Source organism: Dendronalium sp. ChiSLP03b (genome assembly GCF_034531165.2).
GTDB classification, from domain to species: Bacteria; Cyanobacteriota; Cyanobacteriia; order Cyanobacteriales; family Nostocaceae; genus Dendronalium; species Dendronalium minutum.
In genome coordinates this window covers 44,869-66,480 of record NZ_JAVRBR020000076.1, presented here as the reverse complement: position 1 = coordinate 66,480, position 21,612 = coordinate 44,869, and the positions used below count along the sequence as shown (strand labels likewise).

The window sequence follows — 21,612 nt, the reverse complement described above, 5'->3', positions numbered from 1 at the left end:
TTAATCAAGCAATGAGTAATGACTATAAAACTAACGCTCTAATCATCATTTCTTCTACCCCTACACCCTTACACCCCCACACCCTTACACCCTAAAACCAGGGTTTTAGGAACAAAACGTAAAAAACCTACACCTGTCAGGTGGGGAGATGGGGGGACGCGGGGATGAGGGGGACAAAGGAGACAAGGGGAAGAATCATAACTCCTGCCTCCTGCCTACTGAAAACTGACAATTAATGCAGGAGAATTGACGCGTGGAAGTTAAAGCAGCAGTCGCTTACGGCGCGGGTAAGCCGTTGACTATTGAAACCGTTCAACTATCGGAACCAAAAGTTGGGGAAGTGTTGGTCGAAATTAAAGCCAGCGGAGTTTGCCATACAGATGCCTTCACACTTTCTGGTGAAGATCCTGAAGGTTTGTTTCCGGCGATTTTGGGACATGAAGGCGCTGGTGTGGTGGTAGAGGTGGGTGATGGTGTCACCAGTGTCAAACCAGGAGATCGTGTGATTCCTCTGTATACCCCAGAATGCCGTCAGTGTGAATATTGTCTAAGCTTTAAAACGAATCTTTGTCAAGCGATTCGCGCTACTCAAGGACGCGGTGTCATGCCCGATGGCACTAGCCGCTTTAGTATCGATGGGCAAATGATTCATCACTATATGGGCACATCTACCTTCGCTAACTATACGGTACTGCCAGAAATCGCTGTGGCTAAAATTCGGGAAGATGCCCCATTTGATAAGGTTTGTTACATTGGCTGCGGCGTGACAACGGGTATTGGTGCAGTCATCAATACAGCCAAGGTAGAACCGGGTGCCAATGTCGTGGTGTTTGGCTTGGGTGGTATTGGCTTAAACGTCATTCAAGGGGCGCGAATGGTAGGAGCTAATATGATTGTGGGGGTGGACATTAATCCCAATAAACGCGCTTTGGCAGAAAAGTTTGGCATGACGCACTTTGTTAATCCCCAAGAAGTTGAGGGGGATTTAGTCCCTTACTTGGTTGATTTAACAAAAGGTGGTGCTGATTATAGTTTTGAATGTATTGGCAATGTAAAAGTTATGCGTCAAGCATTAGAATGCTGCCACAAAGGTTGGGGTGTAAGTGTAATTATTGGTGTTGCTGGCGCTGGTCAGGAAATTAGTACTCGTCCGTTTCAATTAGTGACTGGGCGCGTTTGGAAAGGTTCAGCATTCGGTGGGGCTAGGGGGCGTACAGATGTGCCGAAAATTGTTGATTGGTATATGGAAGGTAAAATCAAGATCGACGATTTGATTACCCATATAATGCCTATTGAAAAAATTAATGATGCAATTGATTTGATGCACAAAGGCGAATCAATTCGCAGTGTAGTGACATTTTAATGTACTAAGTATTAGAGCCGATCGCTTTGCATGGGTGATGAAAAGCGATCGCTTTTATCCCAGCAAACCTGCAACAGATGATTTAATGGAATAAGAGAGTCCGATTAAAATATTGGTATGAGTACTTTGCTAAAGCTTTTGTAGTGAATTAGCTATATTTACACAACATAACTTCCGTTTACTCTTCAAAGGAAAACGCTACGAAACGGAAATAGCTTCCCTCAAGGCTTAGATTTGAAACTCCTTGTACAACCGCAACTAGCACATCTGTTTCTTGGTCAATATATATCCCTATCCCTTGTGGTGAACCAATAGGAGATGAACCTAAAACATATTGAACTGGTTCCAAGGTAAAATAATCGAAATTGGCAAGTTGGATAATGTCCTGGCTAGTGTTGAAGTCAGTAATTATTCCATAATCGTTTGCACTATAATCTGTTAAACCATACACAAGTCCTCGTTCAGCAGTTCCCAGAATAAATTCGTCTTTTCCCGCACCGCCTGTCAAGGTATCAGCCAATCCGATATAACTAAAATCATAACCAATATCACCAATCAAGACATCATTACCAGCACCACCGTCTAAGACATCATTTCCATTACCTCCTTTTAAGATATCGTCACCAAAGCCACCAATTAGAGTATCTTCACTCTGACTGTAATAATAATTATCACCAATTAATGTGTCGTTTCCTACACCGCCGTCTATAAGGTTATCGTCATAACTGCCCACCAATGAGTCATCGCCAGAGCCACCAATTAGGGTGTCTTTATCCGGAAAACTATCTTGATATTTTATAAATTCTTCATAACCAGCGTATATGATATCGTTACCAGAGCCGCCATAGAGATGATCTAATCCTCCACCACCCTCTAAAAAGTCATCCCCCCAACCGCCATCTAGCGTATCATTTCCATATAAATTAGCACGATCCACATGGTTGTCTGACCAAATTGAATCGCCGCGTAAGGTGTCGTTTCCCGAACCACCTACTAATAGATCGTCACCGTAGCCGTTGTTAAAGTATTCGTCGCGAAACTTAAAGTCAGGATCTACAATACCTTGCCAATATTTCTCATTGCCTATACTTTCGACACCTTGATAACCACCCCATAAAACATCATTCCCCTCGCCACCAATTAAGGTATCTTTGCCAGCACCGCCCTGTAGCAAATCATTCCCAGAACCACCAAAAAGAGTATCACTTCCCTCACGGTAGAATCTTATAAGGTCATCAAGATTACCGTTAGTTGAATTTGGTACATACTCATCATTAAGAATAAAGGGATCGCCAAGTAATGTATCATTTCCGGTACTACCGTCAAGCCAGTCTCTACCCTTACCACCACTGATATTGTCGTTTCCAAGTTGACCAAATAAGACATCGTTACCTGCTATACCATTGATTGAGTCATTGTTGTTAGTTCCAGTTAAAGTATCGTTATTGGGAGTACCAGTGATAGTTGCCATAATTGTCACCTGCCTTAAAATGGTATGCTTGTAGCGAAAATTACGCTTCAATACTCAAAAAGGCAACTGTCTCAGGGCATATATCTGCTACCTAGAACCCAGTTAGTTAAATGGCAGTCTTTTTACAACATTCACTGAAACATAGAGAAATTCTGTTGCTGCCCAAGTTTGACGATCGCATTCAACTGCGGTATGGTCACCAATCTCAATATCGAGTGCAAGATAGATATGTATTTGCCGATTCATCAGGCGATCGCAAATAGTACGGAGGAAACTACAGGTTGGACTTTGACCAAACCCCAAAGCAGTGAAATTTTTTCATTGGGAGTGCCTTATGAAAGTATTCATTGCTAATGAATTTTCTTCTCATATGTCTTGTGACAAAATTGGGATGCTTCCCTCAGCACTTATGCCTGATACTTCATTAGAAACTGCTATAGGATAACTATATATATTAATGATCCCCTGAATCATTTTTATTCATCCCTCATACTCGTTCCTCATGAATGCCACTCTCCAATCCCTGATTCATGCTGTGGAAGAGGCAGACTCTTCTACCAAAATGCTAGAAGCTGTGCAAAACTTAGCAGCGGCTCGTCTAGAAGGAGCCGTTCCCACTTTAATTGCTGTCCTGGGTTACAACAATCCTGGGGCAGCTGTTGCAGCTGTGGATGGGCTGGTGCAAATCGGAGAACCAGCAGTGTCTGCTTTGCTAGAGCAACTAGACCGACATAACTATTCTGCTAGAGCCTGGGCAATCCGTGCCTTAGCAGGCATTGGCGACCCCAGAGGCTTAATAACCCTGTTAGGAGCAGCAACAGCCGATTTTGCTTTAAGTGTCCGCCGTGCGGCTGCCAAAGGTTTAGGAACCATGAAGTGGCACTGGTTCCCAAACGATGAGCTACTAGAAATTGCTCAAGAAGAAGCTTTAGAAGCCCTGTTATTTGTGGCGCAACAGGATGAAGAATGGGTAGTGCGATATTCAGCCGTTGTAGGTTTACAATCACTGGCAGTAGCGATTTCTGACACCCATTTAGATTGGCTGTTGCAAATCCAAACTCAGTTTGAGCAGATGGCGAATAACGATAATAGTTGGGCGGTTCGCGGTCGTGTCTTTTTGGCGCAGCAGCAACTCCAAGCAATAGATCGAGAGCCGCAACCTGTTGACGACCAACCTTCTCCTCTGTCCGCAATAGATTGGCACTTGATTATGGAGAAACTATACGATCGCCGGAATCAAGAACGGTTAGTGTTCCCAGAAGGCGATCCGCGCCGTTATCGGGAACTGGCAGTAGCAATTGCTCAAAATCCTAGCGATTCTTAACGCTACTCAAAAAATGGAAACTACAACTATTAACACTGCTCAACAAGCATTCGACTATCTTGCTCGGGGATGGGCGACAGGGAATTTTCAGCCTTACATCGATATGCTTAGTGATGATGTGAGCTTCTGGCTGCCAGTTGGTACACAGCGAGACCAGTCCTTTAGTTCCGAAGGTAAAGAGCAGATTATTGCCAGACTGCGGGCACGGCAAGCAGCAGGCGATCGCCTGATATTCAGTCCACCAGATCGAATCACCAGTAACGATACAACCATCACATTTGAGTTTGAAAGTCAAGGAACAATTCGCAATCAGCCTTTCAGAGGACGGAATGCTATTTCCTTCGACGTAAAAAACGATAAAATTTCCAGCATTAGAGAGTATTTTGGTGATATCAACTGAAATGGGCGATGGGTATTAGGTATTTAATATTGAGTATTAAGAAAACTCTTGCTCATTCCCCAGTACCTGCGAAAAAGGTTTGCCTGCTGGTAACGCAATCTGAGAAAATCTAATACAAGTATTTAGCAATCGCATTTAGGAAAATAACGGATATGGCTGAACCATCAGAACTCACGGCAACAGATGAGCCGATAACGGCTGAAGAACTGACAGAGATTATTGCAGAACTAGAGGAATACCGGGAACGTCTGGTTAACGATACCCTGGCAGCAGCACAACGGGCTAAGATGCAAAAGTCAAAAGCACTCGCTCAACTAGAGCCTGACTTGTACAAAATCGATGGCACTCTCCAAGCACTCCGCAATCAGCAGGCTGTGACAACAAGTAACTAGTAAGTCACAGCGAAAATAAAGCTACCATCTGAAATAAGTAAAAAGCTGACAACATCAGTGTTCTTTCTTTTTACTTTTACCTTGTTGTACTAGTACTGCACGGCGGAAATAGAGATTAGATATAACAAAAACTCAAAACCCTGTAACTCAAGAGGGTTTTTGAATTTTGCGAAAAGTTGCGTGCGGGGGTTCCCCCCGTTGAGCAAACTTTTCAAGACGAATTTTGAATTCCGCGAAGCGGTCATAGGGAATTTGTGATGAGTAACACGCTCAAGTTTGAAACTCAGTCTGGAGACGATCCGATCTTGCTAGCTCAGGCACAGAACGATGCCCTGATTAAGATGGTCAGCGAGCAAATCACGTTGGACACCTTCGATCCAAATGACCAGCAACTCCTGAAGCGGATGGTAGTTGAGGGTCTAGGCGATTCACGAGGTCTAGTCAGACTACGTTTTGCAGAAACACTCGGTGAAATTGGAGAACCAGCGACCCCATTCTTATTAGAAGCGTTGGCTAATCATCCCAACCCAGTCGTGCGGAGAGCTGCTGCTAAAACTCTAAATCTGATTGCTGACCCGACAGCCGTGCCGGGATTGCTCCACGCTTTATTAAATGATGAAGATACCGTCGTCAAAGGTTCAGCGGCCGGAGCATTGGCCAGAACAGGTGAGGCAGCTGTGCCAGCGTTGCTAGACATCTTAGCATCGCCAGAGAATCCCGAAGATACCAAAGGTCAGGCAGCGTGGGCGTTAGCATTTATGGGTTCTGAAGCAGCAGAACACTTATATAAAGCGGTGAATTCAAATTCTGTGGATGTCAGGTGTGCAGCAGTGGGTGCGATCGCTCATGTCGCTCAAGAACAGTCAGACGAACGGGCGTGCAAAGTGTTGGTATCCTCTTTGACTGACCCAGCCAGCGTAGTTCGTACAGAAGCCGCTGCGGCATTAGCTCAGATCAACTATCCTCCCGCAGTCCCCCATCTTATTTTGGCGCTGCGAGATACCAATGCTGAAGTGAGAACGGCAGCAGTGACTTCCCTTGGCAAAATCGGCGATCGCAGTGCGCTTGAACCTTTGCAAACAGCCCTCAACGACGAACTCGAATCAATTCGCCGACTCGCCAAATTGGCAATTTCTCAAATTGAGAATCAGTAATTGGGGACTGGGGATTGGGGATTGGGAAAAGGGAAAGGGGTAAGGGAAAAAGGAAAGAAATTTACCTTTGCCCTTTAACTTTTTCCCTGTCTTCCCTAGTCCCTCGTCCTCTTAACTACTTCTCAGTTGAAATTTCCGTAAGGGGACGGATGTTGACAATTTTGCCACCTAAGCGAGAAATGCGACGCATTTGCTCATTCATGCGGTTGTAAGGCACTTGAATCAAGATCGTGCTGCTATTGCGAATTGGATAGTTGTTTTGTTCAGTTTGATCGCTCTGCCGTAATCCTTCCACTTCATAGACAAAGGTACGGTTATCTGAAGTTGAGCTAGAAGCTCTCGTTAATGCAGATTTTCCAAGCATAACTGCAATGTCTCCTAGTAGAGATATTATGACGGTTTTAATTATGGCGATCGGTTCCTTGTTGACTGTTGACTGTCAACTGTTAACAGTTATCAGTCATCAGTCAACGAAATTATTGTGCAAGTGTCACACTTGCTACTTTACCTCCCTGCTTATTAATCTGCTGGAGGGTGTTTGATAACTGGTCGTAGGGAACGATAAACTCTTTATTGCTGCGACGAACCCAAGGATATCTCGGTAGAGAAATCCCTGATACTTCTATGCGGTAGAGACGACCAGAGGAACCTTGTGAGGATCTGCCAAAGGTACGGTTTGGCATCACACCTTGGTTCGACGGGCGGTAAGCAAAACCTTCACTACTGCCAGAGGGAGCGATGACCGCAGAGGTGCTATTTTTTGCTAGTTCACCTGCCAAGCGAGAACTGGTTCCTCCTAACTGGGAGCGATCGCTATTAGCATAACCCCGGTAGAGACGAAACATGCGGGTAAATCCAACAGTTTTTTGACCTGCCTGAGTTGAAAAACCGCGATAGTAGGGCACAATATAATCGCCGAAGCTTGCATCGTACTCAGCAGAGTCGATATAAGAATCAATATCTGCCTCAAACCCATGATTTTGATAGCGATCTAGATGCTCGATCACTTCTGACTCATCATAGGGGGAGCGTCCCAGCAAGTGCTTGAAGTTTAGTTCAATTACTCGTGTTTGGAAATGTGGGTAAAGGAACTTAGTCTTATACAACTCAGATTTAGCAACGGCGCGGACAAACTCGCGCACGGAGAGTTGACCGTTGAAAAGCAGAGATTCGAGACTTGTCAGGCGTTCTGCTGCCATAAGATGGTCATTACCCAATACCTGACGATAAACTGCATTAATTACAGCTTTGCCATCTTCTACTGTCCAGTTTGGACGTAGTTCAATAGGTCTAGTTTCGCTAAAAGCAGCAGTTCCTAGACGTGAAGCCGCAGTTGTAATTGCCACTGGCTCTTCTCCTTGTATGTTTGACTTTGTCAACCAATTTTTGATTTTAGATCCATCCCACGCATAAATCCGCTTTGTTAAGGATTACTGGAGTTACGATGCGTGGATTTATTCCATATTCAAAATCAGTCGCTCTGAAAGTTTTGAGCGATGCTCGAATTTGGCATTATTCATTTCAAAATCTAAAATCTAAAATCTGAAATCTAAAATCTCAAGTTCGGTCAACTTTAATATTATGAGAAATAACATGCCCAGAACCACAGACTATTGCTCATGTAACCAAATGTAGCATCAACAATATTCTGTTGTTCTGGGCTAGAAGAAACCCTTAGCTCAGGGCATTGATGGCATAGTCAATGTAAGAATTGGCTTCTACAGCAGGATCGCCGCTCAGACCGTGGTTAGCTTTGATGTGCTTGAGCGCTTCAATATACCAGCTAGGAGACAACTCAAAGGTTTTGTTGATTTCAGCCAGTCCACCGATGAGATAATCATCTAGAGGCCCTGTGCTACCTGCAATCAAGCAGTAAGTAATTATACGAACGTAATAGCCAATGTCCCGCACACATTTGTCCTTACCAGTCTGGGTAGAGGCATAGTTAGCACCTTGGGTATTGGTGGTGTAAGGAAACTTCTGATACACGGCATTCGCTGCACCATTAGCTAAACTCTGAGCTTTAGAACTTAGTCCTTTAGCAGCTTCCAAGCTAGCAGCAGCTTGACGGAAGCGGCCAAAAGCAACTTGAAGTTCTGTGGAACTGAGAAAGCGTCCTTGAGAATCTGCGGTCGATACTGCTTCTGTTAAAGGAGTTTTCATGTTGATATACCTCTCAAAAATCTTGCAAAATGGTTGTCGATTTTGTGAATTCTAAAGACTAGTGGTCTATGACACTAACTTTGCAGCGTCTAAAATTCTTTGCTATGCCACTGCTGAAGCAGCCCGGTCAAAGTAGCTGCCCAATTCGGACATCAGTGAGCTACAGTCACCACGGGTAACTCCATTAGGGTCATTAGCGATCGCGATCGCAGCTTCCTTCATCTTGCTGACCCCTGTAGCTACAGAACCACCAGGAACACCCAAAGCTAAATAAGTTTCTTTCAGACCGTTCAAGCAGCGATCGTCTAAAACACTGCCATCACCTGTAAATACAGCGTAGGTTACATAGCGAAGGATGATTTCCATATCTCGCAGGCAGGCTGCCATCCGGCGGTTGGTGTAAGCATTACCACCCGGTGCAATCAACTGGGGTTGTTCTGCAAACAATGCCCGCGCTGCATTAGCTACAATTGCAGATGAATTTGAGGTGATACGGTTGACAACATCCATCCGCTTGCTACCTTCCGCTACCAGATTCTTCAAAGCATCAAGTTGAGAATCGTTTACGTATTCGCCGCGGGCATCTGCCTGAGCAACCACTTTAGTAAAAGCGTCTAGCATTTCAGAATCTCCTATTTTGATATGAGTGAGATTGGTTTCAATAACGGTTCGATTAAAGCTCACAAGCTTTCGGCAGTCGAAAAAGGAAAGGGTTAAGAATTAACTTGACACGGAGACACGGGAGACAACGATGATAATTTTGCCTCCTAAATTCTGCTTTCTGCCTTTTACCTTTCTCCAGCCCGAAGAGGTAAAGAGTAAAGCAGGAAAAACAAGCATTATCTCTTTTTTCCCGTCACTTTATATCTTTAACCGAACAGTATTGAGGGTGGTTCAAAGGCTGGCATTGATGAGGAAATTGAGCTGTGAGCATTGATAAATAGGCAAACAAAACTTTGAGGGGATACAAGGAGAGCTCAGCCCCTAACGCTATTTGCCGATTTAGAGCAACCCACTGCACAGCCCAACAATTAAGATAGATATCCATGACTACCAATTTCCCAATACTCATAGAGTTTGAGGGAATCTGAACCCTGACCAGAAGTCAAGAGTTCAGTGCCTTTTGAACCTCCTTTGATTAAACCAACCTGTTTGTGCAAATCTTGTGCAATTTAAAAAGCTTTCTTACTAAACTCGATTAAGAAATATGAAGGAGGCAGGAGGCAGAAGGCAGGAGTTAGGAGTTATTTCTTCCTCATCACCGCGTCACCGCGTCTTCTTCATCCCTTTATCCCCCTACCTTCTGCCTAATCAAGCAGCACAGTCAAACAGCATGGTAGTCATGTAGCGTTCTGTCCATTCCGAACCAAAGGATTTTTCTAGAACCCGTCGAGTTTTATCATTCTGTTGCTGTCTTGTGCAGTAATTTCGTTGCCCTGCAATTACTTGGGCAACCTCAAGGTGCGAAGTTAAGGGAGTTGTTTGACTGGCAATTTGACAATGCAAGGTTAAAAATTCCCGAGTTCGTCCCAGAAAAGCCTCTTCTTCCTGAGTGCCGACTGGGCGCACAAATAGACAAAACTCTGAAAAAATATCACCCCACTGCGGCAAAGCGCGTGGTTGAGAAAACTCTATGGGAGAAAGAGCTGATAATGCAGTACGGTAGCTTCTGGGCAATGACCGATCCGCAGCGATTGGAGACAAATCGGCGATCGCTGCACTAATATTGTCTCGCCCTCCCACCAAATCCGCTCCAAAAATTGGCAGAGCATATTTGGGATTGGGAAACATCACGCAGTGGAGGATATCCAGCGAATTGCCTACCTGAGCCAGTTCCAGGTGAAGCTTCCGAAACTGCGGTGTTTGGTAGCAATGATTTTCAATGACCAACCGTTCCCCTTCTAGACAACCCTCAACGTAGCCTAAATCCTCTGGAACCTGGTAGGGGGATAAATCCAGATACTCTTGCCAAATTCCTTCAATACAATTTGCCAGCTTGTGAATTAGGGGATGCTGACGCGATCGCAGCGACTGCATAAACTTAGTCATACGCTTCCATCCAAGTAAAGTCAGGACTTACGCAATAAGTCTTAAAAGTGTTGATACCTTACATTGGCGTATAGTCTGTGCAAAATTTGTGCAAGATAAACTCACGACCAGCCTCGACGATTGTACCTGCCGATAGCAATTGTTGCCAGACAGTTGAGTTCGAGCCAAACCTGTAAAGTATCTTTAATTATGTCCACTCACTTACCAGCAATATGCAACAGCTATTTCCCGGAGAAGTATTTGCCAATACTGCTGATTTTGACGCAGGCATTCGCCAGCTATTGCCTCGATATGACGAGATGCTGGAGATAACTACCCGTTGTCTGCCGTCCACAAGTCGTCGCATTTTAGAACTAGGTTGCGGTACAGGCGAAGTTAGTCTCAAAATACTCAACCGCTGCCCAGATGCCCAAGTAATTGCCTTAGATTACTCACCTCGAATGCTGCAATTTGCCCAAGATAAGATCGCAGCTGCTGGCTATCAACAACGATGGATTGGTATATAAGCAGACTTTGGCGACTGGGCAAACAATCCACAGGAATTGGATATTGCCGATAAATTCGATGCTTGTATCTCATCATTAGCAATTCATCATCTCCAGGATGAGATGAAATTGAAATTATTTCAACGCATTGCCGCTAGCCTTAGCCAAGATGGTTGTTTTTGGAATGCAGACCCCGTTTTACCAGAATCCCCGACCTTAGCAGAAGTTTACAAATCAGCGAGAGAGGAATGGGCTGCCCAACAGGGAACTAGTTTGACGGAGATTCACGCTAAGCTCGGCACTAGCAGTACGCAAGGACACTCTAGTCAAGACCAACTCGCTACCTTGAATGCCCATTTACAAATGCTCACAACAGCCGGATTTAAGACAGTGGCAGTACCTTGGAAACATTATGGTTTAGCCGTGTTTGGTGGCTGGCTTCACTAATGCTGAGTGCTAAGTGCTGAGTGAGAATTATCTCCCTTGTTTTCTCTTATCTTCTCTGCCCTTGAGTTGAAAATGCTGAGTAAAGAAGTAGGATTCAGCACTACTGGCAATTTTATTGCATCAATTTATATAACAAATCAGTAACAAATAGTACAATTACCGTTGACAAGAACTATTATATAAAGCTAATAGCTGGTTCTTTGACGGAGGTTTTGTTGACTAATGAAAAAATTAAGGCTGAAACTTGCAGTATTCAAGCTTGTTTGATGATTTTTGTCATGTTCCAGCATTTAATTACCCTATGAGGGTACTGTCCACCCTCAACAGACCTATCCGACAATAAAGAGTAGAAAATATCTTCAATAAGATCGGGTGTATACCATTTGCATTAGTTTTTTGCTTCCTTCAACAGAAGAATTCGTGCCGCTGTTTGCCATTACTTAGTTTGCAAAGGAGAATATCTTGGATGGCTCGAAATAACAAAAAATCGTCTGGGTTTAAGTGTGAGCATCCACCAATCAATAGATGCCCAATCTGTTGTATCGTCCCGCCCCACATGCTTGAAAACGTTGTCGTGAATGGCAACCCCCAGCAGCGTAGTTGGGCTTTTCATACATTAAATGTTTCTGCACAGCTTCGCGGACGAAGAGACATCGTAGGTGCTATCTCATTTGCGCCTTCCCCCGGTGAGAAGCGCCGTACCATCTACGATGCTAAAAATGGGCAGCAACTGCCTGGTACAGTGGTGCGTCATGAGGGAAGTTCTCCTAGCAGTGACGAAGCAGTAAATGAAGCCTATGATGGTGCTGGTGCTACTTATGACTTATTTTATGAGGTATTCGATCGCAATTCTATTGATGACAAAGGACTGCGTTTAGATTCTACAGTGCATTATGGTGTCAAGTATGACAACGCCTTTTGGAACGGCGACCAAATGGTTTATGGAGATGGCGACGGAGAACTGTTTCAACGCTTCACCAAGTCAATTGATGTCATTGGGCATGAGCTAGCTCATGGTGTAACTCAGTACGAAGCTGGTCTACAATATTACGGCGAACCTGGGGCGTTAAATGAATCGTTTTCTGATGTCTTCGGCTCTTTGGTCAAGCAAAAGGTAAAAAACCAGACAGCAGAAGAAGCAGACTGGATTATTGGTGAAGGTTTGTTAGCACCAGCTGTTAAAGGTGTTGGTATCCGCTCTATGAAAGCTCCAGGAAGAGCTTACGATGACCCTGTACTGGGAAAAGATCCCCAACCAGCTCATGTAAAAGATAAGTACACTGGTCAAGAAGATAACGCCGGAGTGCATATCAACTCAGGTATTCCTAACTATGTTTTTTATCTAACAGCAGTTGAGATTGGTGGCTATGCTTGGGAAAAAGCTGGCAAAATTTGGTACATAGCTTTACGCGATCGCCTCCGTGCTAAGGCAGACTTTAAAAAAGCTGCCAATGTCACTATTCAAATTGCTGGCGAACTCTATGGTGTCAGCAGTAATGAGCAGAAAGCAGTGCAGAACGCTTGGCAAAAGGTAGGAGTTCTTTAGAGACGCGATAAATCGCGTCTGTACAAGAGCGAGAAGTTAAGAATTAGAAGTTAAAAATTCACAATTTTTAACTTCTAATTCTTAACTCCTAACTTTTATACGTATTCTTTGTTGTTGCTAAACTGGGAGGTGATAGTTCTCACCTCCCAGTCTTTGTATTTCTCCTACTAGACAACACAACGGAGAGCAAAAAATGCGAATTTCGTTTGAACGTACAGGCGGTTTTGCTGGGATTAGTAAAAAGACAACTGTTGACACAGCTACTCTCCCACCAAAAGAAGCTAAAGAATTACCTCAACTAGTGGAAGTTGCTGATTTGTTCAAATTACCCGAACAAATTGTCTCCTCTAATCCTCAGAACGATCGCTTTCAGTATAAGTTGACGGTGGAAGACAATGGTAAGCAACATACAGTGACTGTAAGTGAAGCGGCATTACCAGGAACTTTAAGACCTTTAATTGAATGGCTAAATACTAAGGGACAAGGCAGATGAGGAACCGAGGGGCATAGGAGAAAAGACTATACGCAAATTACTCTTTATTCCCCTATCTCGTCCACCCCTCTGCCCCCATCCTCTTCTTAACTCCTAACTCCTGTACAGACGCGATTAATCGCGTCTGTACTTCTAACTTTTTACAAAACTTCCCAAGCTGCTCCTTTATAGCCATATTCAAAAATCTCAGGATGCAAAATTTCTGCCAAAATTTCTAACGAATCTACTAATCGCGGCCCTGGACGGTTGAAGTAGGAATTTCCATCAGTAATATAGACTCTACCAGCTTGAGTAGCGTGGAGTTTTTGCCACTCTGGACGTTGAGTTAACAACTGGGCTTCTTGGCGAGTGCGATTTAAATCAAAGCCGCAGGGCATAAAAATAATCACATCTGGATTGCTTACTATTAATGTCTCCCACTGTAACTGAGGAGAAGGCTGACCTGTAACGCTAAACAGTGATTGTCCTCCTGCTAAGTTAACTAATTCTGGAATCCAATTAGCACCAGTCATCAAAGGGTTAGTCCACTCAATACAAGTAACTGCGGGAATTTCTGTTAAAGAAAGTCCTTGGATTTTTTGTTGACAAATCTTAACACGAGCTTCTAAGTTTTCTAGCACTTTTACTGAGTCAACATCAAAGGCATTACCTACTCGTTCAATATCATTCCAAACATCTTGGAGAACATTGGGTTGTAAGGAAATAATCTGAGGTGAACTATGAGTGAGGCTAGCAACTGCTTTTTCAACTTCTGAAAGACTGACTGCACAGACATCACACTGGTCTTGAGTGATGATGTGGGTGGGCTGTAATTGCTCTAAAACATCTGTTTTGATTTGATAAATGCTGAGAGCAGATTGCAGTAAATTGTTTACTTCATAGTGAATGTCCCTGCTGGGAGCATTGGAATTTAAACGTGCTTGGGTACAAATAGGGCGATTTTGAATTTCTAGAGGGTAATCACATTCGTGCGATCGCCCAACAATTGCATCAGTCAACCCTAATGTAGCTAAAATCTCTGTTCCACTGGGAATCAGGGAAACAATTCTTACACTGCTATTTGTCATTGCTCCACTCCACAACAGTTGCTATTACCTTAATTCTTACAAACTTTCACCTTTGCGGTATCTTTCTGTAGAGGAATGCCTGGGTGTTCTGAGAGTCAGTCTTCAGCAATCTATTGTATGTATAAAGTAGCTTGATTTTTGTCGCCTTTTTGACGAATTACTTTATAAATAACCAGGAGAACACGTAAAATAATTAACGTTATTCCGTTTTGTGACAATTACATAGAGGTTAGAGCCTTATGCCCAGATTTCTTCTTTAAGAGTGATGCAATATTTATGTCTTTAATGTTACTGAAATGAAAATATAAGTGACACTATGACATTACCTCTTAACTATAGTTTCAGATGGTTCAAGCTCAAGAATTTTTGGAGGCTGTGTGTACTTTACAGACGTATTTTATAGATTTAGCTATATTAAATTTATTGTTAAAAAATCGTAAAGAGTTAACAATTATTTCTCTTTTATGTAGATATGTAGCTGTAAGAACGCGCTCTTGCTAGGGAATTCACCACTTTGTCTCTTTATTGTAGCAAGTGGCGTTTTCCAACACTCTTCAGGTTTTCCCTGAATGGCGCTTGAAGAGTACGCCAAAAGCGAGTCAAGAGACATTCATTGTTGGCTTTGGATGTGGCGTTTGTAGCACTGAGTAATTTAGGGGATAAAGTTGTAGAACTAATTGATGGTTCGGGAGTTTGCTAGATGCTGGTTCGCGTAGCGTCTCACGCTACTTGGGAGAAGGCTTACTAACGCTGCGCTAACGACGCAAAGCGGAGCCACTCCGGTCTTGGGGTTTCACGCCACCTCCTTCAACAGGGGGAACCCTCGCAACAGAGTAGCTCCCCAAGTAGAGGAAGTGGCATCCAAGACGGCAACTCCCTCACAAAGTAGCTTTGACCTAATCACCAAACTAAAAAAATAATGAAAAAAAATATACTTTCCGGTTGAGGAAAACCCTATGAAGTAATTGTAGTTATAAAAGGCACTTTTACTTTCCCCATAGACCTACAAGGTCACGTAGTTTCTTACCAGGGGCAACAAATGCAGGTGATGGTGGTTAAAGATATTACAGAACATAAGCAAGCTCAAGAGGCTTCGCAGAGTAAAGAAAATGAGCGGCAAAAACATAGCCAGACATTAGTGCAATTAGCAAGGAACAAAACATTCCAACAAGGCAACCTGAATGGGGCATTAAAGGAAATCATAGAAGCTGCGGCTCGGACACTCTCAGTACAGCGAGTCGGTGTGTGGTTGTATAATCAAGATCGGTCGGCTATTGAATGCATCGATTTATATGATGCGAGTCAAAAAGAGCATATTTTTGGTAGGTCTTTATTGAAAGTAAATTATCCAGCTTATTTCCAAGCTTTGGAAGAAGAACGCAGTATTGCAATACATGATGTTATTAATGACAAAAGAACCCACGAGTTAGCCGCCTCTTATCTTTCTGTGTTTGGCATCACTTCCCTGCTCAATGTACCAATTTGGCTAGAGGGTAATTTGGTGGGAACAGTTTGCCATGAACACTTTGGCGATATTCGACAGTGGACTTTAGAGGAAGAGAATTTTGCAGGCTCGATTGCAGATTTCGTCACATTAGCAATAGAAGTGTGTGAGCGAAACGCTGTACAGAAAGCACTGCTAACCAGTGAGGCGCAATTTAGGGCGATTTTTGAGCGTTCCACTATTGGCATCGGACTGATAGATATGAAAGCCCAAATAGTGGATGTTAATCCGGCACTGTCTCAAATGCTGGGCTACAGTTGTCAAGAGTTATGTGGCAAGCGTTTCATAGATTACATTTCACACCAGAGAGGGGATTTAGCACTTTACAGGCAACTAATTTCAGGAATGCAGGCAGATGCAAACCAGCTTGTAACCAAACATAGGATTGAAATAGAAAGACACTTCTTGCATAAAGATGGGGGATTAGTTCGGACTCACCTGTCTATTTCTATGATTCCAGGTTGTAATGGTGAGCCTGAGTTTTTCTTGGCGATGATCGAAGATATTACTGAGCGCAAACAAACAGAATCGAAACTACGTGCTTCTCAAGCAGCAGCAGAAGCTGGCAGTCGCGCGAAAAGTGAATTTTTAGCAACTATGAGCCACGAACTGCGAACGCCTCTCAACGCAATTATGGGCTTATCCCAGTTGTTGCAACAAGAAATGGTTGGCTCGCTTAATGAGAAACAGAAAGAATATATAAGTTGTATGTATAGTAGTGGCGAACATCTACTGGCAGTAATTAACGATATCCTTGATTTATCTAAGGTGGAAGCAGGTAAAGAAGAACTGTCTCTCATGCCTTTATCAGTGCCAGAATTATGTAATTATGTTTTATCGACAGTCCGCGATCGCGCTGTTGAAAAAGGATTACTATTCACCAGTAAAATTCATCCAAAAGCTGATATTTGCATTGCTGATGCACGGCGTATCAAGCAGATGCTACTGAATCTGTTAACTAATGCTGTTAAATTTACCCCAACTGGTCGAGTATCTTTAGAAGTTAAAAAAGTACCCGAAGGTATTACTTTTACAGTTGCAGATACTGGTATTGGTATTGATTCAAATCAGTTTCAATTTTTATTTGAACCGTTTAAACAGCTGGACAGTCGGTTAAATCGTCAGTACGAAGGTACAGGTTTAGGTTTAGCATTAACACGCAAGTTAGCGCGTTTGCATGGTGGAGACGTGACAGTTGTATCAACTCTAGGAGAAGGCAGCGAGTTCACTTTGTTTTTGCCAGACCGAATGGATGAGAAAGAGCGAGAAGATGAGGGAGATCGAGGAGTAATATCATCCTCTTCTGTCCCGAGCGCCAAAAAATGCATTTTGCTCGTAGGACAAGAAGAAAACGCTGCCATATTTTTGCAAGATTATCTTCAAATAATTGGCTACCAAGTTGATTGGTTAAATAACGGAAACAGCTTTTTAGAACAGGTGCGAACTCTAAAACCAGATTTAATTTTGTTGGACGGAGATTTAGTTGAAGGTTTTACTAGTTGGGATTTGCTGAAACTACTAAGAAAAGAACCCGATCTGCAACAATTGCCTGTGGTGATGACAAGTGCCAATCAACCTGCTTTGCAAAAAGTTAATGATTTGCAAACTGGTGCTAATGAATATCTCCTGAAACCAATTCGTATAGCTCAATTAGAAATAATGCTCAGGGAATATTTGAAATAATTATTAATGGATAATTTTATCAGTTAACAAAAAATTTACTATTTATATTATTAAAATTATGGAAAAATTTTCCTCATTTCTACATGAATAATACCAGCTTCTTCAAATGGTTCTTCTACTGCTATAAAATTTAATTTTTGGTACAATATTTTTATATATTCTTGAGCATGAACTATTACTTATGGAATATTTTTACTAGCTATAACCTCTAAAGCCTTTTCCGTAATCTTTTTACCAATGCCCTGCTCTCTGGCTACAGACAAAACAGCCAGTCTTTCTATCTTTGCAGTTTTCTCATCCAAATATCTAATTCTGGCAGTCCCCACAGCTTTCTCATCTAAATAAGCAATCAAATGGTCAGATATCTCGTCTTTACCATCAAACTCTAAAGCAGGATCTACCTCTTGTTCTTCCTGAAAAACTGATATCCTATAATTGCTTGAATTGCAGCAAATTCTTCTGGCAAATCCACAATTCTAATAATTACATTCCTCATCAAAATTTCTCTGTTGACTTGTGGGGTTCGATTATACAATAAGTAGGGCATATACCCTACCTACTGATTTAATCCGCACCTTCAATTGGTGCAAAACCTTGACGTTGAATATTCTCCGTCACTGTGCGCGGTTCCAAGAATTGCAGCAGATAATCAGGCCCTCCTGCTTTAGAACCAACACCAGAAAGTTTGAATCCACCAAAGGGTTGCCGTGCAACAATTGCACCTGTAATAGTGCGGTTTATGTACAGATTTCCGACTTCAAACTCTTCCTGCGCTTGCTGAATGTGCGAAGGTGTTCTGGAATAAAGTCCCCCAGTCAAGGCGTAGTTAGTACCATTAGCGACTGCTAATGCTTCCGGAAAATCTTTTACTCGAACTACCGCCAGTACTGGGCCAAAAATTTCTTGTTGGGCAATTACGCCATTTGGTGGCACTTCACTAAATATAACTGGCCCGATAAAATATCCCTGTTCCGGTGCTGGTAACTCCAACGCCAATTGTGCTTCTGCCTTACCCTTCTCAATATACTCGCGGATGCGATCGCGGGCATTAGCATCAATCACCGGCCCAACTTGGGTACTGGGTAACTCTGCCTCGCCAATATTTAAGGATTTTGTCGCCTCCACCAACCGCCGCACAAAAGCATCATAAATCGGTTCCTGTACAATTACCCTTGAGGCGGCAGAACATTTTTGTCCGCTATAACCAAAGGCCGACTGCACCACACCCACAACTGCTTGGTCTAAATCAGCACTTTCATCAACAACGATCGCATTCTTGCCACCCATTTCGGCAATTACCCGTTTCATATGTCTTTGTCCGGGTTTTAGTGTTGCAGCTTCCGCGAAAATTCGACATCCCACTTCCTGAGAACCAGTAAAAGCAATTACATGCGTATCGGGATGATTTACCAGGTAAGCGCCGACTTGCGAACCTTTCCCAGGCACGTATTGAAAGACACCTTTAGGGATGCCAGCTGCTACCAAGATTTCAGTGAATTTCGCCGCAATTACAGAAGATGTTTCAGCGGGTTTGAGGAGAGTACAATTACCACTAACCAAGGCTGCAACAGCCATACCACAAGCGATCGCCAAAGGAAAATTCCAGGGAGAAATCACCACAGCAATTCCTCGCGGCTGGTAAATATAACGGTTCGTCTCACCTGCAACGTCGTAATTAACACCTTGTTCTAACCGTTCCATCTCGTCAGCATAGTAACGGCAGAAATCTATCGCCTCAGAAACCTCTGCATCTGCTTCCTTTACAGGCTTGCCAACTTCCAAAACTATCCAAGCGGAAAGTTCGGCACGGCGTTGTTCCATCAAATCGGCGGCTTTTCGCAACACAAGAGCGCGTTGCTTCGCTGGTGTTTTACGCCAACCAGGAAAAGCCGCTTTTGCAGCTTGCATTGCTTGTTCGGCTTGTTCAACGCTAATCAGTCCAACCTTGCCAATTACCTCACTGAAATTAGAAGGATTAACAGAATCAACACTTTCTGGGGTGTTAACGTACTCCCCATTAATCAGCGGCAAATAACTTCTACCAAATTGTTGCCGAACAGATTGAAAAGCTTCAGCAGCCATCTTTCTTTCTTCCTCTTCCGCATAATCTGTGTCCGCCGCGCCAGAGAAATGATTAGAGACGCGATTAATCGCGTCTGTACAAGAATTATTCGCCTCTTGGACTACAGGAGGCGCTAACAGTTCCTCTAGCGGTCGATTTTCCAAATTTTGTCGTAAAAAAGAACTATTAGCTGTATTTTCCAGCAATCGGCGAATTAGATAAGCCATCCCCGGTAATAATTCCCCATAGGGACAGTAAACTCTGACGCGATAACCTCTATCAACTAACGCCTTCGCTAATTTATCGCCCATTCCATATAGAACTTGCATTTCAAAACGACGGCGAGGCACATTTACACTTTCAGCTATGGCTATGGCACGGGCTTGCGATCGCACATTATGGCTACCAATAGCAGAATACACATATTGATGATTTTCTAGCAATAACTGAGTTATCACTTCAAAATTAGCATCGCTTGCGGCTTTATCGTTGTAAACTGGCTGCGACCAATGTTTCTGTACTGCTTTGATAGTTTCTTGATCCCAATATGCGCCTTTTACCAAACGAATTGTTAAAGGATAACCACGCTGTTTTAACCAAGCAATTAGGTCTTTAGCATCTTCTTCGCTATCGCGTAAATATGCTTGAATTGTGATGCCAATATCTGTTCGTTGCCTAAACTCTTCTTCCAGCAATAATTTTTTGAGAATATTTAGAGTTAAATCTTTATAGGCATACTGTTCCATATCAAAATGTACAGCTGCGCCCGATTCCTTAGCACGACGTAACAGAGTACGAATGCGATCGCTAACTCGCTCCTCACTACCTTTAGCATCTAATGGATCGAATTGCGAATAAAACGCCGTTAATTTCACAGAAACCTGGACTTTTGGTAGCGCTTCCCCATCAGCTTCATCAATGGCAGGAATTGTTGTCCAACTCTTCGATGCTTCTACCAATTGTTGCATCAATTCTAGATAGCGTTCCAGATAAGATTGCGCTTCAGCTTCAGTAATCACCGCCTCACCCAGTAAGTCGATGGTGAAAGCCATTTTTTCTTTTCGCAGTCTTTCAACTGTCTTAATGACTTGTTTAATATTTTCCCCAGAAATATATTTATGAGCCAGTGTTTCTACCGCTGTGCCAACGGTTGTAGCGGCAACCTGTCCTGGCATTGAGTCAGGGTTAGCAAAGTTTAATATTCCCTTCAAGGCTGCTGGCAATTCTACAGACTCGTCTCCTAAATATTCTTGTAAATGTGCAGCAACTTCTGATTTACTGTGCAATGCAGGTAAAGTGTCTATAAAGCGAAATAATTGCACCCGTAAACCTGGGTTACTCATCGCCCAAGCGAGTAATTTATCATCCCAGCGCATTTGATCGCGTAAAGAACCCAAAAAAGAGCGATTTTCTTGAGTTGCTGCTAGAAGTTGTTTAGCAATTTCTTGAGTTTTAGCTTCGTAGGTGCTTGTTTTTACTTGTAATACCACTGATAGTCATCTCCTTAATTTTGGGGACTGGGTTGGGGACTGGGGGTTGGGGACTGGGAAATTTCTTCTCTAATCCCCAATACTTAATCCCCCAATCCCTAATCCCCGATCCCTAATCGCCGATCCCTAATACCCAGTCACCTTGAAGTCTGTGTTTTCTATTGTGACTCTTTCATCTTGCTGCCACCACATATAAAACATAGGTATATTTACGTTTTTTCCTAGAGAATTTTTGCAGAAACTGTAAAATAGCATTACGGTGATGCTGGCAAAGTTGCCAATGTCAGTCTGTACACCTTTATAAGAAGTATTTTTAATGTCGTTAAGTCTAAATTTTTGTAAAAATCTAACTTTAGTGCCTTTGGTAAAGACTTTTAGTACAGCATTTCATTAATTTGTAGCGAATAATTTGCGTTTCTCTGTGCTTCTTTGCGTTTCAATCTAAACTCTCAATTGGTCCCGAATTTACGAAATTGTCTACTTAGAAAGCATTTCATTAATTAATAATTTGGAACAGAA

17 protein-coding genes and 2 pseudogenes are annotated in these 21,612 nt (G+C 43.0%); 10 read left to right on the top strand and 9 right to left on the bottom strand.

Going from position 1 to position 21,612, the window contains the following annotated elements:
• Nucleotides 1-253 precede the first annotated feature (253 nt).
• Nucleotides 254-1,363 carry an S-(hydroxymethyl)glutathione dehydrogenase/class III alcohol dehydrogenase gene (locus RMY31_RS19490; RefSeq protein ID WP_322659540.1) on the top strand — a complete coding sequence of 370 codons (1,110 nt, stop codon included), beginning with the start codon at nucleotides 254-256 and terminating at the stop codon, nucleotides 1,361-1,363.
• 178 nt (nucleotides 1,364-1,541) lie between these two features.
• Here RMY31_RS19490 and RMY31_RS19485 read toward each other — a convergent pair whose 3' ends face one another.
• Nucleotides 1,542-2,885, bottom strand: coding sequence for a calcium-binding protein (locus RMY31_RS19485; RefSeq protein ID WP_322659541.1), 1,344 nt, complete (start codon nucleotides 2,883-2,885; stop codon nucleotides 1,542-1,544).
• 59 nt (nucleotides 2,886-2,944) lie between these two features.
• On the opposite strand from RMY31_RS19485, the gene RMY31_RS19480 reads away from it, so the two are divergent.
• The 5 genes from RMY31_RS19480 (at nucleotide 2,945) to RMY31_RS19460 (ending at nucleotide 6,104) form a co-directional block, all read left to right on the top strand.
• Nucleotides 2,945-3,097 carry a hypothetical protein gene (locus RMY31_RS19480; RefSeq protein WP_322659543.1) on the top strand — a complete coding sequence of 51 codons (153 nt, stop codon included), beginning with the start codon at nucleotides 2,945-2,947 and terminating at the stop codon, nucleotides 3,095-3,097.
• Nucleotides 3,098-3,336: 239 nt separating this feature from the next.
• Nucleotides 3,337-4,158, top strand: a complete 822-nt coding sequence (locus tag RMY31_RS19475) for a HEAT repeat domain-containing protein (RefSeq protein WP_322659545.1) — start codon at nucleotides 3,337-3,339, stop codon at nucleotides 4,156-4,158.
• 13 nt (nucleotides 4,159-4,171) lie between these two features.
• A complete protein-coding gene (locus tag RMY31_RS19470) occupies nucleotides 4,172-4,558 on the top strand; it encodes a nuclear transport factor 2 family protein (RefSeq protein ID WP_322659547.1) in 387 nt (128 codons plus the stop codon).
• Nucleotides 4,559-4,710: 152 nt separating this feature from the next.
• The gene (locus RMY31_RS19465; RefSeq protein WP_322659549.1) at nucleotides 4,711-4,950 is read left to right on the top strand and encodes a hypothetical protein; all 240 of its coding nucleotides are present in this window, start codon (nucleotides 4,711-4,713) and stop codon (nucleotides 4,948-4,950) included.
• Between the two features lie 257 nt (nucleotides 4,951-5,207).
• Nucleotides 5,208-6,104 carry a HEAT repeat domain-containing protein gene (locus tag RMY31_RS19460; RefSeq protein ID WP_322659551.1) on the top strand — a complete coding sequence of 299 codons (897 nt, stop codon included), beginning with the start codon at nucleotides 5,208-5,210 and terminating at the stop codon, nucleotides 6,102-6,104.
• 115 nt (nucleotides 6,105-6,219) lie between these two features.
• Here RMY31_RS19460 and RMY31_RS19455 read toward each other — a convergent pair whose 3' ends face one another.
• The 5 genes from RMY31_RS19455 to RMY31_RS19435 all read right to left on the bottom strand — a co-directional run bounded on the left by RMY31_RS19455 (nucleotide 6,220) and on the right by RMY31_RS19435 (nucleotide 10,316).
• Nucleotides 6,220-6,468 carry a phycobilisome linker polypeptide gene (locus tag RMY31_RS19455; protein ID WP_322659553.1) on the bottom strand — a complete coding sequence of 83 codons (249 nt, stop codon included), beginning with the start codon at nucleotides 6,466-6,468 and terminating at the stop codon, nucleotides 6,220-6,222.
• 112 nt (nucleotides 6,469-6,580) lie between these two features.
• Entirely contained in the window at nucleotides 6,581-7,450 is an 870-nt protein-coding gene (locus RMY31_RS19450) for a phycobilisome linker polypeptide (RefSeq protein WP_322659555.1), read from the bottom strand.
• Between the two features lie 328 nt (nucleotides 7,451-7,778).
• Nucleotides 7,779-8,267: a phycocyanin subunit alpha gene (gene cpcA / locus RMY31_RS19445; RefSeq protein WP_322659557.1), complete on the bottom strand. Its 489-nt coding sequence runs from the start codon at nucleotides 8,265-8,267 to the stop codon at nucleotides 7,779-7,781.
• A 102-nt stretch (nucleotides 8,268-8,369) separates the two neighbouring features.
• A complete protein-coding gene (locus RMY31_RS19440; RefSeq protein WP_322659559.1) occupies nucleotides 8,370-8,888 on the bottom strand; it encodes a phycocyanin subunit beta in 519 nt (172 codons plus the stop codon).
• 690 nt (nucleotides 8,889-9,578) lie between these two features.
• Nucleotides 9,579-10,316, bottom strand: a complete 738-nt coding sequence (locus RMY31_RS19435; RefSeq protein WP_322659562.1) for a phycocyanobilin:ferredoxin oxidoreductase — start codon at nucleotides 10,314-10,316, stop codon at nucleotides 9,579-9,581.
• Between the two features lie 212 nt (nucleotides 10,317-10,528).
• Here RMY31_RS19435 and RMY31_RS19430 point away from each other — a divergent pair.
• The 3 genes and pseudogenes from RMY31_RS19430 (at nucleotide 10,529) to RMY31_RS19420 (ending at nucleotide 13,287) form a co-directional block, all read left to right on the top strand.
• A pseudogene (locus RMY31_RS19430) lies at nucleotides 10,529-11,248 on the top strand (methyltransferase domain-containing protein).
• A gap of 466 nt (nucleotides 11,249-11,714) precedes the next feature.
• Nucleotides 11,715-12,794, top strand: coding sequence for a M4 family metallopeptidase (locus tag RMY31_RS19425; RefSeq protein WP_322659563.1), 1,080 nt, complete (start codon nucleotides 11,715-11,717; stop codon nucleotides 12,792-12,794).
• Nucleotides 12,795-12,987: 193 nt separating this feature from the next.
• Nucleotides 12,988-13,287, top strand: coding sequence for a protealysin inhibitor emfourin (locus RMY31_RS19420; protein ID WP_322659566.1), 300 nt, complete (start codon nucleotides 12,988-12,990; stop codon nucleotides 13,285-13,287).
• Between the two features lie 140 nt (nucleotides 13,288-13,427).
• Here RMY31_RS19420 and RMY31_RS19415 read toward each other — a convergent pair whose 3' ends face one another.
• Nucleotides 13,428-14,354 carry a cobalamin-binding protein gene (locus RMY31_RS19415; RefSeq protein WP_322659568.1) on the bottom strand — a complete coding sequence of 309 codons (927 nt, stop codon included), beginning with the start codon at nucleotides 14,352-14,354 and terminating at the stop codon, nucleotides 13,428-13,430.
• Between the two features lie 1,039 nt (nucleotides 14,355-15,393).
• Between RMY31_RS19415 and RMY31_RS19410 the strand changes: the two genes are divergently transcribed.
• Nucleotides 15,394-17,541: an ATP-binding protein gene (locus RMY31_RS19410; protein WP_322659570.1), complete on the top strand. Its 2,148-nt coding sequence runs from the start codon at nucleotides 15,394-15,396 to the stop codon at nucleotides 17,539-17,541.
• 56 nt (nucleotides 17,542-17,597) lie between these two features.
• Here RMY31_RS19410 and RMY31_RS19405 read toward each other — a convergent pair.
• A pseudogene (locus RMY31_RS19405) lies at nucleotides 17,598-18,037 on the bottom strand (GNAT family N-acetyltransferase).
• 68 nt (nucleotides 18,038-18,105) lie between these two features.
• Entirely contained in the window at nucleotides 18,106-21,093 is a 2,988-nt protein-coding gene (gene pruA, locus RMY31_RS19400) for an L-glutamate gamma-semialdehyde dehydrogenase (RefSeq protein ID WP_322659572.1), read from the bottom strand.
• Nucleotides 21,094-21,612: the final 519 nt, after the last annotated feature.